The following is a 16,061-nucleotide window of genomic DNA, read 5'->3' on the forward strand; positions in this document are numbered from 1 at the left end:
TACTTCTGTTTCCGGTCGCGGCGGGCTATGGACTGCGGCCATGGCCGAACTGGAAGCGGGACTGACGAGTGAGCGCACGTACACGGTGACCGACGAGATGACGGCGGCGACGCTGGCGCAGCGCGACCTGGCGGGAGGGCCGGCACTGCCGCCGGTGTGGTCGACCCCCGACATGATAGCGCGCATGGAGCTTACTGCGGCCGCCATGGTGGCGCCGTTGCTGCCGCCCGGGCAGATCACGGTGGGCGCCCGCAACGAGATCGGTCACCTCGGGGCGACGCCGGTCGGTATGCAGGTGCGTGTGGTCGCAACGCTCGCGGCGGTCGAAGGCCGCAAGCTCGTTTTCACGGTCGAGGCTTTCGACGCCCGCGAAAAAGTCGGCGAGGGCGTCCACATCAGGTACATCGTGGATCGGGCCAAGTTCGACGCCCGACTGGCGGCGAAGTAAAACGCCGAGTTCCGCGTCTCGATGCCGAAGCCTCGAGACGCCAATCCCAGATATCGAGTATCGGCTTTCGGATCGCCCGGGCCTTCACTCCGGAAACGGCGTTGCCGTCGGGGTGTCGGTGGGGCTCGCAGTCGCGGGCGGGGTGAGCAACTCCGTGGCGGTGGGTGTCGGCGTGGCGGTCGGCGCATCGGTCGGCGTGGCCGTGGGTGTGCTCGTGCTCGTGGCTTCGCGGGTGGGGGTGTCCGTCGGTGAGGTCGTCGGCGTGGTCGTGGGGGTGTCGGTCGCCGTGGGGGTCGGCGTGGCGGTCGGCGTGGGGGTCGCGGTGCTCGTGGGGGTCGCAGTGGGGGTGGCGGTCGGCGTGGCGGAGGCTGTGGGTGTTGGCGTAGGAGTTGGGGTGCCGGTCGGCGAAGCGGTCGGGGTGTCCGTGCGCGTTGGACTTGGTGTCGGTGTAGGGGTCGAGGTTGGGGTTACGGTCGGGGTGGCGGTTGGCGTGGCGGTAGCGCTGGCGGTGGGCGTGGTGGTCGGTGTGGCGGTGGGTGAGGCGGTGGGTGAGGCGGTGTCGGTAGGCGTTGGCGTCGGCTTATCGTCGCGGAATACGCACCCGGCGGTGCCGAGCAACGCCAGCATCAAGGTCAGAGCGGCAAGAGGCGAACGCATTCCGGCGCTATGTTTGACCCGGGCGCCGCGCCGTTGCGGCGCCCGGGTCGCGGTGGTGTCGGGGGGCGGTCAGTCGACTTCGACAGCGCCGTCCTCGTTGCCCGTGCACGGCGGATTGCCGGCAGCGGGTCCGCAGACACGGCCGCCGGTCGGGTCGCTCAGGATCGTGCCGCTGATCGTCAGTGGGTAGGTGCCGGAGGGTGCGTCAGCGGCGACCTGCACCTTGCACGTGTACAGCGTTTCCCCGTCCGCGATCGGTTCGACGTCCTCGGACGAGAACACGATGGCGCGAACCGCGGTGCAGGTGTCGACCGTGCAGCCAGGCGGCTGGAAGGCAAAGGTGGTGCTGGTCTTGTTGATTTCCGGATTGACCGCGCAATCGGGTCGGTTGTTGGACTTGCGCACCACGGTCACCTTGCGGTTCTCGGCGGTGGCAAACGTGAAGTCGTTCTGAGTTCCGGCCACGTCGCCGCCGCCGGTGGCAAGCGTGGCGTCGACGGTGACGGTCTCGCCGGCTTGCGCGTCGACGGTTTCGAGCTGGATGCCGGGGCCGCCAGCCGCCTGGGTCGGGGTGGGCGTTGCGCCTTCTTCGGGCGTTGCCGTCGGGGTCGGGCTTGCCGCCGCCTCGGTCGCGGTTGCCGTCGGCGCCGGTGCCGTGGGCGTAGCGGTTGCGGCGGGTGCCGTCGGGGTCGCGGTCAGCGCCGGCGAGGTCGGAGTTGCGGTCAGCGCCGGCGACGTCGGCGTCCGCGTTGGGGCCTGCGGTCCGGAGGTATTGGTCGGACCCGGCGTCGGGGTGGGGACCCCGTCGTTGTCGCCGCAGCCGCTCAGCATCAGGGGCGAAACCAATGCCGCAAGGGACAGGTAACGGACTATTCGCATCTTCATGGTCTATGCTCCTCTCCTGGCCAGGTGGGCATCCCCGAGCGATCGCCGCGGGGAGTTACCACGATCTCGTCTCACGATGGCGGCGATAATTGACAAGCCGAGGCCCGGCTGTCAACCGCGTCGCTCATTCACGCATGATCCTTAATCTGGCGGTAACCAGTACTCGGCAGCCCGGGGCAGGGGGCAGCGAAAACCGTGCGGGTGGTCGTCCAGCAGTCCCTTTTCGCGACTGCAACCCCACTGCGACCCGGGGATCGTCGCGACCGACTCTAAGAGAGCGGGTCCGGCCCGCCTTCAGAGCCGGTATCGGTATCCGACGATCGAGGTTGCGGGCGGGGGTCAGAACGCGCGGCTGCGGTACCAGCTCTGCAAGACCCGCATGTAGTTGGCGCGTTCGAAGGCCCCCGGTTCCGGGCAACGGTCGAGGCCCATGCTGCCCTGCATCTGGCGGAGCGACTCGTATTCGTGCGCTTCGAGCCAGACGGCCATTTGCTCCCGCACCTTGCGCAGCTCGGCCGGCCCCTTTTCCAGCAGGGCCGATACCATCTGCACGGCGTGTGCCCCGGCCATCACCGCCTTGATGGCGTCGAGATGCGTGTGCACTCCGCCGGTGACGGCCAGCGACGCACGCACTCTTCCGGACAGCACCGCCAGCCAGCGCAAGCGCAGGTTGAGCTCCGAGGAATCCGAAAGGTACAGGCTGGGCGTTACCTCCAACGCCTCGACGTCGATGTTCGGCTGATAGAAACGATTGAAGATCACCAGCCCGTCCACCCCGACCTTGTCGAGGCGCTGGGCGACGTTGGCCAGCGACGAGAAGAACGGCGACAATTTCACGGCCACCGGCAGTGCCGTCTCCTGCTTGACCGTATGCGCGATCTCGACCAGGCGCCGTTCGACCGCATCGCCGCTCTCGGCGGGATCGGTCGCCATATAATAGAAGTTGAGCTCCAGGGCGTCGGCCCCGGCCTGTTCCATCAGCTTCGCGTACTCGAGCCAGCCGGCCGGCGTCACGCCGTTCAGCGACGCGATCACCGGGATGCCGACGGCTTCCTTCAGGCGACGGATGCGTTCGAGGTAGTCATCCGGTCCCAGACGGTACTCGCTCGGCGTCGGGAAGTACGACAGAGCCTCCGCAAACGAGTCGGCGTGCATCTCCATGTGGTAGATGGTGCCGAGCTGCTCGATCGCGATCTGTTCCTCGAACAGCGAGTGCATGACGATCGCCGCGGCGCCGGCGTCTTCGAGGCGGCGCACGTTGTCCAGGTCGTCGACCAGCGGCCCGGCGCCGGGCATGAGCGGGTGGGGCAGTTCCAAACCCAGATACGTCGTTGACAGATCCATCGTCGCCTCCTCGCGGCGGGCCGGAAGTCAGCGGGCGGCGGCGCTCGGTGTCGGCGCCCCCGTGTCCGATTCCTCGGCCGCTTCCGGTACGGGCCGCGGTACGCGCAGCTTCGCCAGTTGCTCGTAAATCGCGACCCGGGCCGTCGCTTCTTCCTGGGCGAGGTGCGCGAGATGCCGGAAGCGCGCCGGGTCGAGCTGCTCGACCATCCGGAATCGGGTCTCGTTGCGCATGAAGTCCTTGATGGCTTGCTTCGGCGCGGTCGAATCGAGCTGCAACGGCGACTCGCCGGCGGCGACGCGGCGAGGGTCGAACCGGTAGAGCGGCCAGTATCCCGTGCTGACCGCGAGTTTCTGCTGCTCGATCCCGTAGGCGAGGTCGTAGCCGTGCGCAATGCAGTGGCTGTACGCGATGACCAAGGAAGGTCCGGGGTAGGACTCCGCCTCGATCAGGGCGCGCGTGGTCTGCAAATCCTTGGCGCCAAAGGCAATGCGCGCGACGTAGACGTTACCGTACGCCATGGCGATGAGGCCGAGGTCCTTCTTCGGCGTCGCCTTGCCGGCGGCGGCAAACTTGGCCGCCGCGCCGATCGGCGTCGCCTTCGACTGCTGTCCTCCGGTATTCGAGTAGACCTCGGTATCGAGCACGAGCAGGTTGACGTCGCGGCCGAGCGCGAGAACGTGATCGAGCCCGCCGAAGCCGATGTCGTAGGCCCAGCCGTCTCCGCCGACGATCCAGACGCTCTTCTTCACGAGATAGTCGGCGATCCGATCGAGACGCTTCGCCTCGGGAGTCTCCATTTCCGCCAGCTTGCCGCGCAACGCCAGGATGCGTTGACGCTGCGCGGCGACGCCCGCCTCGTCGTCCATCCGCGCTTGCAGAATCTCGTCGACGAGCACCCCGCCGATGTCCGAACTCAGATGCCGCAGCAGCTCCCGCGCCTGTTCGGCGTGCTTGTCGACGGCCAGGCGGAAACCGAGACCGAACTCGGCCGTGTCCTCGAACAGGGAGTTCGACCACGCCGGTCCGCGGCCGTCGCGGTTGACGGTATACGGCGTGGTCGGCAGGTTGCCGCCGTAGATCGACGAGCAGCCGGTGGCGTTGGCGACCAGAGCGCGGTCGCCGAAGAGCTGCGTTACCAGCTTGATGTACGGGGTTTCGCCGCAGCCGGCACAGGCGCCCGAGTACTCGAACAGCGGCTCGAGGAATTGCGCCTGCTTGACGTCGAGGCGCACGGTCGTGCGATCGACCTCGGGCAGGTCGAGGAAGAAGTCGTAGTTCCTGCGTTCGGCTTCCCGCAGCGGCGGCTGCGGGTGCATGTCGAGCGACTTGTGACGCGGGTTGGACTTGTCCTTGGCGGGGCACACCATCGCGCAGAGCGTGCATCCGGTGCAGTCCTCCGGCGCCACCTGGATAGTGTACTTCCAGCCCTTGTACTCGTTGCCCTTGTAGTCCATCGCCTGGAACGTCGGCGGTGCCGCCGTCAGCGACTCGGGCGGGTAGACCTTGGAGCGAATCGCCGCGTGCGGACAGACCAGCGCGCACTTGTTGCACTGGATGCAGATCTTCGGGTCCCAGACGGGCATCTCGAGGGCGATGTTGCGCTTTTCCCAACGCGAAGTGCCGGTCGGCCACGTGCCGTCGACGGGAAAGGCACTCACCGGGAGGAGATCGCCTTTGTTCGCCATCATCAGCGCGGTGACCCGCTGGACGAAGTCGGGTGCGGCCGGGGCCACCATCGGCGGCAGCGAGTGCGTCGCGGTCACCCGGCCGGGGAGCTGCACCTCGAACAGGTGGGCGAGGGTGTGGTCGACGGCGGCGAAGTTCTGCTTGACGATGACGTCGCCCTTACGTTCGTAAGTCTTCTTGATCGTCCGCTTGATGTGGTCGATCGCCTCGGCGCGCGGGAGCACGCCCGAGATGGCGAAGAAGCAGGTCTGCATGATCGTGTTGATCCGCCGACCCATGCCCGTGTCTTTGGCGACCTTGTAGGCGTCGATCACAAAGACGCGGAGTCGCCTGGCGACGATCTGTTCCTGCACCTCGCGGGGGAAGCTGTCCCAGGCCGTGTCGGTACCGTGCGGCGTGTTGATCAGAAACGTCGCCCCCGGGACCGCATCTTCCAGCATGTCGTACTTTTCGAGGAAGACGGACTGATGGCAGGCCACGAAGTTGGCGCGCTTGACCAGGTAAGCCGAGCGGATGGGGCGGTCGCCGAAGCGGACGTGCGAGATGGTGACCGCGCCCGATTTCTTCGAATCGTAGACGAAGTAGCCCTGGGCCCACTTGTCGGTGCCTTCGCCGATGATCTTGATGGAGTTCTTGTTGGCGCCGACCGTACCGTCGGCGCCGAGTCCGAAGAACACGGCGCGCACCACGTCGTCGGGCTCGATGTCGAGTTCGGGATCGACGGTCAGCGAGGTGTGCGTGACGTCGTCGACGATGCCGACGGTGAAATGGTTTTTCGGTGGCGCCGCGGCGAGATTGTCGAAGACCGCCTTTACCATGGCGGGGGTGAATTCCTTCGAAGATAGCCCGAAGCGGCCGCCGACGACGACCGGGTCGCCGGCGAACTGCGCGATGCCGCCGTCGCGGGCCTCGCGCAGCGCCGCCACAACGTCGAGGTAAAGCGGCTCCCCAATAGCCCCGGGTTCCTTGGTGCGGTCGAGCACGGCGATAGTCCTGACGGTGGGCGGGAGAGCGCGGGCAAAGTCGGCCACCGAAAAAGGCCGGTAGAGGCGTACGCGCAATACACCGACCTTCTCGCCGCGGGCGCATAGCCAGTCGACGGTCTCGTGCGTGGTCTCGGCGCCGGAACCCATGACGACGACGACCCGATCGGCCGCTGGGTCGCCGTGATAGTCGAACAGACGATACGCGCGCCCGGTGAGGGCGGCGAAGCGATCCATGGCTTCCTGCACGATCGCCGGGCACTCGGAGTAAAAGCGGTTGCCGGCCTCGCGAGCCTGGAAGAAGGCGTCCGGATTCTGTGCCGTGCCGCGGATCACCGGCCGGTCCGGGGTAAGCGCGCGCTGCCGGTGGGCGTCGACGAGATCGTCGTCGATCATGGCGCGCAGATCGGCGTCGGTAAGCTCCTCGATCTTGGCGACTTCGTGCGAGGTGCGAAATCCGTCGAAAAAGTGCAGGAACGGAACCCGCGCGCGCAACGTCGCCGAGTGCGCGATGCAGGCGAGGTCGTGGGCTTCCTGCACCGACCCGGACGCGAGCAGCGCAAACCCCGTCTGACGACAGGCCATGACGTCGGAGTGGTCGCCGAAGATGGACAGCGCGTGGGTGGCCACCGTGCGCGCCGAGACGTGCATGCAAAACGGCGTCAGCTCGCCCGCGATCTTGTACATGTTGGGGATCATCAACAGCAAACCCTGCGACGCCGTGAACGTCGTCGTCAGAGCGCCGGCCTGCAGCGCACCGTGAACCGCACCGGCAGCGCCTCCTTCGGACTGCATCTCCGTGACCACCGGAACCGTTCCCCAGACGTTCGACCGGCCCTGCGCCGCCCACTCGTCGGCAAACTCGCCCATCGTTGACGACGGCGTGATCGGGTAGATCGCGATGACCTCGCTGGTGCGATGTGCGACGGATGCCGCCGCCTCGTTCCCGTCCAACGTCACCATACGTCGCTGGGACATCCGTTCACCTCTTCTTCTAAAGAGCGCTCCGCATCATGAGTTGCCGTAATCGTGCCGACCCTAGCACGCACGCGAATTGGCAACATCATCGAAATGCCTTCTCGCATGCGCGAATGAAGCGCCGGCCGGTCCGGCGGGACTTTCCCGGCGGCGCGAGAAGCCTGCGCGTCCTGCGGACGACGCCCCGGGCAAGGGGATGGAAGGCGGCGCGGCCGGCCACTGACCGGGTCCGTGTCGATGGCCCGAGACCCGCCGGAAACCGTCATTTCCCTGACCGGCGATTCCGCCGGCGCGCCGTGATGACGAAGCAAGCGAAGGTCCGTCCGCGCTGGCATGCAGCCTGCTGCAGCAACTGGCGATGGGAGCCGTGCGTCAACCAGAAGCCCCCGACCCCGCCGCCGACAGTGGTCCGGAGCCCGGTGAACTGGTGCTCGTCGATGTGCTGCCGCCGCCCGTCGCCGACGCCGCGAGTGCGGAAGCAACGCCCACCGAGCCCGCTTCTGAAGCCGTGCAGGGGCTCGTCAATCAATACCTCGCCGAGCTGCGCACCGACCTTCAGACCCCGATTACCTTGCCGCCACCGCCTCCCGCGGTGCGGCGGGTGTACGGTGGCTTGGCCATCTCCGCAGCGCTCATGGTGGCGGCAGCGGCTGCGGTGGCGGTCGTGATCTGGAATACCGGCCTGCCGGTCTCGTCGCTCGAGGGAGTGTCTGCCGCCCCGGGCGGCGCGGCGTGCGTCGCGCGGCAAGAGGAGGTCATGGCGGCGCTGGCGGCTTACGCCGTCGATCACGGTGCGCCGCCGCCCACACTCGACAGCCTGCGACCGCAGTATCTGCTCGACCCGCCGGCCGATCCGACCACCGGCACGCCGTTTCGCTATCTGCACGACGGCGCCAGTGCGCTGTTGACCTGCCCGGATCATCCACTTGCACCGCACGTCGAGGCGCATGACATCGGCACCGGCGCCCCGCAAGGATAATGGCATGGCGCCGCCATGAGCCGGCCATCCGTGCAGCGACAAAATCTTTTGCAGCCGCGCCGAATTCGTCGCCGGGCCGCCGTCAGGAGGGTCGGGAGCTATGTCTGAGGGCGGCGGGAACCACGGTACGTGCTTTGCTGCTTGGCCAGTCAGCGGAGTGGAAGCCGGCGGAGCGGTCGCCGCGCAGGGCGACGGCGGAACCATGGTGACAGGGACACGCACGCAGCGTGGCATGACGGTGGTCGAGGTTATGGTAGGCCTCGGCCTCATGGCGCTGGCCGTGATGGGACTGAACTCTCTGGCAGTCTCGGCGATACGCAACAACCTGAGTGCGCGCCTCGTCGACAATGCCACGCTGCTGGCACAGCAGAAGATCGAACAGATCAAGCGCAACGGTTATGCCGCGGCGGTGCCGGGTACGACGGTCGAGAGCAACCTGGATGCGGCCGGGAACCCGGGTGGCGGTTATCGCCGCACCACCACAATCGCGGCCGGGGCGCTCGGGACCACGCGCAACGTGACGGTGACGATCGGGTACACCGACAACGGTATGCGCCAGGTGAGCTTCATGACGGAGTTGGCGCAATGAGCCCGCCGGGTGCGTGTCCGGCGCGATGGCAGGCCCGGGCGGGCCTGTCGATGGTCGAGTTGCTGGTTGCAACGGCGCTGCTCAGCCTGGTGATGGCCGCCGCCTACAGCAACCTGATCGCGCAGATCCGCACGCATGCGACGCAGCAGTTGGTGACGGAGTCGATGAACGACGTGCGCACGGCGATGCGCATCATGTCCGAGCAGATCGGCATGGCGGGTTTCGGCGTACCTCTCGCCACGACCCCGTCCGCGGCGGCGCGTCTGGTGACCGCCGCGCCGGCGAAGTTGGCGTTCTGGACCAAAGTCCCCGTTACCCACACCTACCTCAGCGCCGCCGCAGCCGCCGGGACCAGCACGATCGGCGTGGTGTCCGCCGCCGGGCTCAAGGCCGGCATGTCGGTGTACATCAGCGACTCGACGCGCTGGTACTTCGGCTCGATCCGTACCGTCAGCGGCAACACCGTCCTGCTTTCCTCGACGCTCGCGTACTCCTTCGCGGCCGGCTCTCCGGTGACGCCGGTCGAACAGGTCACGTTCGAGCTGGTCGGCAGGGACCTTATGCGCAACGGCAAGCGCTTCATCACCAACGTAACCGGCCTGTCGTTCACGTACGACTCGACGACGCTGTCCGCGATCCGACAGATAAACATCTCCCTGTCCGTCGAGACACGGGCGAACGACCTGGCGACGCGCAAGCGGTTGCCGTTTACGCTGACGACACGCGTAGCGCCGCCGAATCTGGGGTTCTCATGAGCGACGAACGACGGCATCCGGCAAACACGCGCGGGTCGGCGCTGGTGTTCGCGCTCGGTTTCATGTCGGTGGTGCTTATCATTGCGCTCGGGATTCACACGCTGGTGACCACGCAACTCCGGGCGGCGGGAACATTGCGGCAGCGCGCTACCGCGGAGTACCTCGCCGAGGGCGGTGTGCAGCGTGCGACGGCGTGGTTCAAGACCCAGGGTTACAGCCTGCCGAGCGCGACGCAGCTCACGGCAACCGTGCCGGTCAACCTTACCAGCAACAGCAAGCCGGTGACCCTGCCCGGCAATCACCCGAACAACTACACCGACACCGGTGGCCTCGCGAAGAGCGGTGTGGTTACGGCATACAACGGTTCGCTCACCGGTCAGTCCGTGGGGGGCGGCCGCTACAGCGTCAACGCCGCGTTGATCGCGACCAATCCCGAGACGTGGGAACTCCTCGCCACGGGCACCGTTGGCAAGGTGTCCCGTCAGGTCGGCGGTCTGCTGGTGCGTCAATCGCAGCCGCTCTTCCAGGACGGCTTGTTTGCGCGCGACTCCGTCCAGATAAGCGGCAACGCGTACACCGACAGCTACGACTCGAAGAAAGGGGCGTACGGCCCCAGCAATCGTACGAACGACGGAAACATGCGCAGCAACGGCAGCATGGCCCTGAGCGGCAACGCCACCATCGGCGGAAACGCCATCCCCGGGCCGAGCCAGAAAGTGAGCCTGTCCGGCAATGCCAAGGTCACCGGCTCGACCACGCCGGCTGCGTCTCCGGCGGCGTACGCGCCGGTCACCGTTCCGGGAGGTATTACCAACCTCGGCGCCCTGTCGCTCAGCGGCAACAAGAAGCGCACCCTGACCGCCGGCACCTATCTCGTCAGTTCCATCTCGATTACCGGCAACGCCCAGTTGATCATCAATGCCGCGGCTGGGCCGGTTAATCTATATGTGACCGGGAGCATCTCGGTTGCCGGCAACGGCATCGCCAACGGCAGCCAGTTGCCTTCGAACCTGATGATCTACCAGAGCGGGTCGAAGGGCATCGGTTTTTCGGGCAACGCCGATTTCTACGGCACGGTCTATGCCCCGGAGTCGCCACTCATGGTCAGCGGCAACGGCAACATGTTCGGGGCCTTCGTGGCCTCGACTCTTCAAAATAGCGGCAACGGCGGAATCCACTTCGACCAGGCGCTGAAGTCGATCCCGGGCGGTCCCGGGGTCGTCAAGCTGACTTCGATGTGGACACTGCCGTCGTAGAGGCAGGAGGGTACTTATGCGCTTGCACCGGTATAGCGGACACGAGTCCCAGAAGATGAAACGGGTCGGCGGCTTCTCGTTGGTGGAGTTGCTCACCGCGCTGGCCGTTCTGTCGATTCTGGCTGCCCTGGCCGTGCCGGCGTACCGCAACGTGAGACGGCGGGCGTTCGATTCGGTCGCGCTGTCCGACGCGGTCAATGTCGGCAAGGCGATCGACGGTATGGACTCGACCGCGACCTTCTCGCGTACGGTGCGCGGGCCGGGCCGCGTAACCAACGTGCCCGGTGCCTACGTGTCGCGCGGCACCACGCTGGTAATCCAACGCACCCGCAGTCGTGCCGGTATCTACTCGACCTACGTGCGTGGGACGCACGCGAAGGGCGTCGCGACATTTTACTACAGGGACGGGCGCACGACGGCGACTAACGCGCGCTTGTAGGCAGCTTATGGCCAATCGCTTTCGCGTCGGACCGGAGATGAAGCGCGGGGGATCCGCTACCGGGAACGTCACCCCGTTCGAAATGCGGTTCCGCATTTCCGGTTTCGTTCCACCGGTTTGCCGCTTGCCGGTCGCATCATCGCCCAATCCGGCTCTGCCGGGCGAGAGAGGGAAGGCATGGACGAAGGACACGTAGCTCAGGACGTGCGAGCGCTCGCGCGGCAGTTCGCCGACGAAGTGCGCTTGCAGGGGCCGCCGCGGGTCGATGAAGTGCCCCGCACCCGTCGCACCGAGACGGTGGTGCTGGCGATCCTGCTGCCGATTGCGCTGCTCGTCGGCGGGGTGGAGGTGGCGGTGCTGATGCGTGCGAGTACCGGCGGGGCGTTGCCGTCTCCCGACCCGGAGGTCTTGCGGATCGAATCCGAACCCTGCATGCGCCGCATGGCGTCTATCGGCCGCGCGGTCGAGGCGTACATCGAGGAGCACGGGACAGCCCCGCGCACCCTGGGCGACCTTCCCGCCGGTGCCTTGTCCGAGCCGGCCGTCGAGCCGCGCTCGGGACGGCCGTACGAGTATAAACCCGACGGTAACGGGTATACGTTGGATTGCCCGAACGTCGGGGGGCACGGGGTTTGACGGTGCGAGTGCGCGGGAGACGCTGAGGCTGCCATGGGCTACGAGATTCGGGCGATGTCGTTCGGCGAGATCCTCGACGCCGGATTTCAGTTACTACGCGACCACTTCGTCTTGCTGGTCGGCACGGCCTCGGTGCTTTACGTCCCGACGGCGATCTTGAATGGCTACCTCGGCCGGGAACTTCGGGACCCGGCTCAGGGCGCCCTTGCCGCGGCGGTTGGTGCCGGTGCGGGTTTGCTCTTGCTGGCGCTGGTGGCGGCGCCGATCGTGCAGGTGGCCGTCACCTACGCCATCGGCGAGGTCTACGTCGGCCGCCAACGCACGATCGGGTCGGCCTTGCGTTTCGGTCTGTCGATTCTGCTGCCGCTGGCCGGGACGGCGGCCCTGGTGTATCTCGCGATCCTATGCGTTCCGACGGTGGCCGGTGGAGTTCTCGCCGGCGTGACCCTGTGGTTGGGCCCCGCGCTGGGCATGGAGGCGTTGACCTTCCTGGGTGTCGGGGTTGCCGGGTTGGTGGCGGGGGCCGTGCTGGTGTACATCTCTTTGAGCTTTCTGATCGTCTGGCAGGTTATGGTGTTGGAGCGCGTCTTCGGAGTTGCCGCCATGCGCCGCAGTCGCGCGTTGATGCGCGGCCACCTGATGCGTGGCTTTGGCGTCATGCTGGTGAGCGCTCTCGTCATTCTGCTGCTGGTCGGTGGCGTCGGGTTCGTTCTCGCCTTTATCCCGTGGCTCGGATCGGTTGGTGCGGGTGTGGCGCAGGCCGCCGGCGCGGCTTACGGCGCGGCGGTCGGGGTGGCGCTGTATTTCGATCTGCGCTGCCGGAAGGAAGCGTTCGAGATCGAACACCTGGCGCAGAAGGTGCTGGCTGGTGCGCCGACTGTGCAGTCGCAATAGAGTGCGGGGCGGATGTGCAACCTGAGAGCACGGGGCAGGTTGCCGGTCGCTCGGATGGGGAATCCGCACTGACGCCGCTTCCGGCCGGGACCCGGCATGGGGTCAGCCGCCTGCGCCACGTTGGGTCGGTTCCCGCAACGGGCTGCTGATGCGGCCGTCATGACGATCCCACCGCTGCCGCCCGACGATCGTATCCGTGCCCTGGCAGCGGACGTTCTGGGCCGCGAGGAGTACGCGCGCTGGCGCGCGGCGCCGGTGCGCGGTTTCTTCGATCTGCTGATCGCGATCGAGCGCTGGCTCGATATTGTCCGTGCCTGGCTGGCCGTCGTGGCCGACACGCAGCCCGTTCTGTACTCGGCGTTGCTCGTGGCGCTCCTGCTTGTGGGGGTCGGTCTGCTCGTGCACATCGCGTACGCCGTACACCGCGCCCTGGGGGCGGCATCCCGCGGTGTGCGGCCGATGGCGGAGGAGACGGCGCCTCCGGCATGGCTGAACGAAGCCGAGGGCCTGGCGCGTGCGGGGCGCTCGCTGGAGGCGGCCCATCGGGTACATCTTGCCGTCCTGACGTTGTTGCTCGAAGAGCGTGGCCTCCGCCTCGACCGTGCCGAGCCGAACCGGGTACTGCGCCGGCGTTTGACCGCGGCGCGCCTGGGCGACGCGGAGCGGCGTGAGCTGCTCCGGTTACTCGACCGGTTGGAGACCCGTTGGTTCCGTGACCGCGCCGACGATCCGGGCCTCTACGAGGCCTGGCGCACGTTATACGCGCGGGTCGCGGCGCTTACTTAGTTCTCATGACGACTGCGGCGCGCATATCTGTAGTCGTACTTCTGGTCGGGCTCGTGTTGTTTGGACTGCTGGGCGAACCGGCCGGCGTTCAGGTGTCGCACACGTCCTTCGGTACGGTGCCGCGGGGGTACCGGGGCGCGTACGAAGTACTGGCGGGGCTAGCTCTGCCCGTGCGGCGCGAGGTCGTCCCGCCGTCCCGTCTGGAGCCTCAGGCCACCGTCTGGTGGATCGAGCCGCAGGGCCTGTGTGGAGATGACGTGGCCGAGCGGACGTTGCCCGGAGAGCCGGGCCCGATTGGCACCGCGGGGTGGCCGGGCCGTGCGTGGATAGAGGCCGGCGGCACCGCGGTGGTGATGCTGCCGCCCGGCGGCGCCGCGTGTACCGCGGTAGCAGGCCTCGCCCTGCCGGCTCGGATCGACCCGGACTTGCCGGCCGAGGAGGGTGATGCCGCGAGGGACCGCAAGCCGAGCCCGGCCGATCGGTTTTACGCGGAGACCGCGGGGGTCGAGCAGGAGATAGACGGTCCGGCGCGGGTGCGGATGATACGTAGCGCGGGCCTGACGACCTTTGCCGAGGCCGGCGACTGGCAGGTGCGGGCGCGGGTCGGTGCGTTGCCGTTTCTGCTCGAACGGGCGCTGGGCCGCGGCCGTGTGGTTGTCGTTGCCGATGCGGGGCCGCTGCGCAACGCGTGGTTGAGCACCGCGGATGGGGCACCGTGGATGATCGATCTCGTGCGCGCTTTCGGCGTGCCCCGCTTCGACGAATACTCGCATGGGGTGAGGACCGACTCGGGTGCCGTGGGGTTCATTGCCGGTTCGGCGGCGGTGTGGCTGTTTGCGGGTCTGGCGGTACTCGGTTCGCTGGTGGCGTGGCGGGGGGCGATGCTGCCGCCCCGGAGTGCTGCGACGGGTGAGGCTGCGGCCCCCGTACTCGATCCATTCGTCGATGCGCTCGCGGATCTGTACGCGCGCAGCGGCGACTACCGGCGCGTGGCGGATCGCTACCGAGATCTGGCGGTGATGCGGCTATGCCGGCGACTGGGGCTGCCGCCGGGGACATCGCCGCAGGCCGTGGTCGAGCGTCTGGGTGCCGGCGGCGACGTTGCTGGGGCAGAGGCGCTGCTGGCGACGGATAGCCGGCATGTCGGTTCCGAACGCGAGCTGCTAACGCTGGTGCGCGGTTTCGAAGCGCTGTCGAAGGAGGTGGGTGGATGAACGACGGGCAAGCCGGGGTTGGGTTGGTGACCAGCGCATTCGAGGCCCTGCGGGAGAATGTCGGGGAGATAGTCGTCGGTCAGGAAGCGGCGGTGCGCCTCGCTTTCGTTACCCTCCTGTGCAGTGGGCACAGCCTGATCGAGGGTGTTCCGGGGGTGGCGAAGACCTTACTGGTGCAGACCCTGGCCGCGGCGGTAGCGGTGCGGTGCGGGCGAGTGCAGTTCACGCCCGACCTGATGCCGAGCGATATCGTCGGGACGAGCATCCTCGACGTGCAGACCGGGGCGGCGCGTTTTCGGCAGGGACCTCTGTTTACGGATTTGCTGCTGGCCGACGAAATCAACCGGGCCTCGGCGAAGACGCAGGCGGCCCTGCTCGAAGCGATGCAGGAGCGGGCCGCGACGGTGGACGGTACGCGCTACCCGCTCGGGGCATACTTCACGGTATTTGCGACCCAGAATCCGGTGGAGCACGAAGGCACGTACCCGCTGCCGGAGGCGGAGCTGGATCGGTTTCTGTTCAAGATCGTCATCGATTATCCGTCGGCGGCGGAGGAGGCGGATATACTGCGACGCCACCACGGCGAGGCGCACCCGGCGGGATCGGTGCGCCCGGTGCTCGATGCGGAGGGCCTGGCCGCCGCGCGTTCGGCCGCCGGCGGCGTGATCGTGCGCGACGAGATCGTTGCGTACGTCGCGGCCCTCGTGCGAGCGACGCGCACCGACGTCAACTTCGCGCTCGGCGCCTCGCCGCGGGCCGGAGTGATGTTGCTGCGGGCGGCGAAGGCGGCCGCCGCCCTCGCGGGGCGCGATTACGTATTGCCCGAAGACGTGCAGGAGATGTGGTTGCCGGCGGCGCGTCATCGCGTGCAGCTCGATCCGTCGGCCGAAGTCGAGGGCCTGACGGCCGAAGTCGCCTTGCGACGAACCCTGGCGAGTGTGGCCGTGCCGCGATGAGCCTGTTTCCCACCCGGCGCTTGCTCGCTGCCGCCGGTCTGTGGACGGCCGCGGCTCTGGTTGTCGTCGTCTTGCCGATCCTGTGGCCGGCGTTGGCCGCCGCCGGCTTGCTGCTCGGAGGCCTGGTGGCGTGGGATGTCCGATCGATATCGCGGCAGCCTCCGGTGCGCTTGCGCCGGCGGCTGCCGGCGCGGGCCTTCGCCGGCCGCCACGCCGCAATCGGCGTTTCGGTCGAGTACGACGGCGACCCGGCGTGGGTCGAGGTCTTCGAGGATGCGCCGGCAGTGCTGGTCGAGAGCCAACCGGAGTTCGCGGCCGTCAGGGCGGGTGCCGGCAATCCCGGGGCTTTGTCTTACCCGGTGCGGCCGAAGCAACGGGGCGATTTCGCGTTTGGTCCGCTTATCGGCCTGCTCGTGTCGCCACTTGGAATGTGTTGCCGGCGGGTGGTCGGCGGGGTGGGCGATACGCTTGCCGTGTACCCGGACATGACGCGCTTCTTACGGCCGGAGGCGCTGGACCCGCGGCGGGTGCTTGCGGTGGCGGGGGCGCGGCCGCGGCGGCAGCGTGGCGAGGGC

Annotated in this window: 13 protein-coding genes and 3 pseudogenes; 11 read left to right on the forward strand and 5 right to left on the reverse strand. The window is 67.7% G+C overall.

The features are described 5' to 3' along the window. The first annotated feature begins 40 nt into the window (after nucleotides 1–40). Entirely contained in the window at nucleotides 41–448 is a 408-nt protein-coding gene (locus L6Q96_00410; protein MCK6553042.1) for a thioesterase family protein, read from the forward strand. A gap of 159 nt (nucleotides 449–607) precedes the next feature. On the opposite strand, the pseudogene L6Q96_00415 reads toward L6Q96_00410, so the two are convergent. The 4 genes and pseudogenes from L6Q96_00415 to nifJ form a co-directional block, all read right to left on the reverse strand. Next, nucleotides 608–1,075: pseudogene (locus tag L6Q96_00415) on the reverse strand (hypothetical protein). Between the two features lie 594 nt (nucleotides 1,076–1,669). Beyond that, nucleotides 1,670–1,990 (reverse strand): annotated as a pseudogene (locus L6Q96_00420) (hypothetical protein). 339 nt (nucleotides 1,991–2,329) lie between these two features. Beyond that, nucleotides 2,330–3,334, reverse strand: a complete 1,005-nt coding sequence (locus L6Q96_00425) for a dihydroorotate dehydrogenase-like protein (GenBank protein ID MCK6553043.1) — start codon at nucleotides 3,332–3,334, stop codon at nucleotides 2,330–2,332. Nucleotides 3,335–3,361: 27 nt separating this feature from the next. Continuing rightward, nucleotides 3,362–6,982: a pyruvate:ferredoxin (flavodoxin) oxidoreductase gene (gene nifJ / locus L6Q96_00430; GenBank protein ID MCK6553044.1), complete on the reverse strand. Its 3,621-nt coding sequence runs from the start codon at nucleotides 6,980–6,982 to the stop codon at nucleotides 3,362–3,364. A 367-nt stretch (nucleotides 6,983–7,349) separates the two neighbouring features. On the opposite strand from nifJ, the gene L6Q96_00435 reads away from it, so the two are divergent. The 10 genes from L6Q96_00435 to L6Q96_00480 all read left to right on the forward strand — a co-directional run bounded on the left by L6Q96_00435 (nucleotide 7,350) and on the right by L6Q96_00480 (nucleotide 15,486). After that, on the forward strand, nucleotides 7,350–7,961 hold the full coding sequence (locus tag L6Q96_00435; protein ID MCK6553045.1) for a hypothetical protein: 612 nt from the start codon (nucleotides 7,350–7,352) through the stop codon (nucleotides 7,959–7,961). Between the two features lie 202 nt (nucleotides 7,962–8,163). Then, nucleotides 8,164–8,550 (forward strand): hypothetical protein, encoded by a 387-nt coding sequence (locus tag L6Q96_00440; protein ID MCK6553046.1) that lies wholly within the window; start codon nucleotides 8,164–8,166, stop codon nucleotides 8,548–8,550. Further along, nucleotides 8,547–9,305: a prepilin-type N-terminal cleavage/methylation domain-containing protein gene (locus L6Q96_00445; GenBank protein MCK6553047.1), complete on the forward strand. Its 759-nt coding sequence runs from the start codon at nucleotides 8,547–8,549 to the stop codon at nucleotides 9,303–9,305. The genes L6Q96_00440 and L6Q96_00445 overlap by 4 nt, the downstream gene beginning before the upstream one ends. Continuing rightward, a complete protein-coding gene (locus tag L6Q96_00450; protein ID MCK6553048.1) occupies nucleotides 9,302–10,561 on the forward strand; it encodes a hypothetical protein in 1,260 nt (419 codons plus the stop codon). Before L6Q96_00445 ends, L6Q96_00450 begins: the two co-directional genes overlap by 4 nt. Before the next feature lie 55 nt (nucleotides 10,562–10,616). Next, nucleotides 10,617–11,000, forward strand: coding sequence for a prepilin-type N-terminal cleavage/methylation domain-containing protein (locus tag L6Q96_00455; GenBank protein MCK6553049.1), 384 nt, complete (start codon nucleotides 10,617–10,619; stop codon nucleotides 10,998–11,000). Between the two features lie 177 nt (nucleotides 11,001–11,177). Beyond that, nucleotides 11,178–11,636 carry a hypothetical protein gene (locus L6Q96_00460; GenBank protein ID MCK6553050.1) on the forward strand — a complete coding sequence of 153 codons (459 nt, stop codon included), beginning with the start codon at nucleotides 11,178–11,180 and terminating at the stop codon, nucleotides 11,634–11,636. Nucleotides 11,637–11,669: 33 nt separating this feature from the next. Then, the gene (locus tag L6Q96_00465; protein MCK6553051.1) at nucleotides 11,670–12,530 is read left to right on the forward strand and encodes a hypothetical protein; all 861 of its coding nucleotides are present in this window, start codon (nucleotides 11,670–11,672) and stop codon (nucleotides 12,528–12,530) included. 159 nt (nucleotides 12,531–12,689) lie between these two features. After that, a complete protein-coding gene (locus tag L6Q96_00470) occupies nucleotides 12,690–13,316 on the forward strand; it encodes a hypothetical protein (protein MCK6553052.1) in 627 nt (208 codons plus the stop codon). A 5-nt stretch (nucleotides 13,317–13,321) separates the two neighbouring features. After that, the gene (locus L6Q96_00475; protein ID MCK6553053.1) at nucleotides 13,322–14,530 is read left to right on the forward strand and encodes a hypothetical protein; all 1,209 of its coding nucleotides are present in this window, start codon (nucleotides 13,322–13,324) and stop codon (nucleotides 14,528–14,530) included. Then, nucleotides 14,527–15,486 carry a MoxR family ATPase gene (locus L6Q96_00480; protein ID MCK6553054.1) on the forward strand — a complete coding sequence of 320 codons (960 nt, stop codon included), beginning with the start codon at nucleotides 14,527–14,529 and terminating at the stop codon, nucleotides 15,484–15,486. The genes L6Q96_00475 and L6Q96_00480 overlap by 4 nt, the downstream gene beginning before the upstream one ends. Nucleotides 15,487–15,933: 447 nt before the next feature. Here the strand turns inward: L6Q96_00480 and L6Q96_00485 are convergent. After that, nucleotides 15,934–16,044, reverse strand: a pseudogene (locus tag L6Q96_00485) (helix-turn-helix domain-containing protein). Nucleotides 16,045–16,061 lie beyond the last annotated feature (17 nt).

The organism is Candidatus Binatia bacterium, from assembly GCA_023150935.1.
Classification (GTDB): domain Bacteria; phylum Desulfobacterota; class Binatia; order HRBIN30; family HRBIN30; genus JAKLJW01.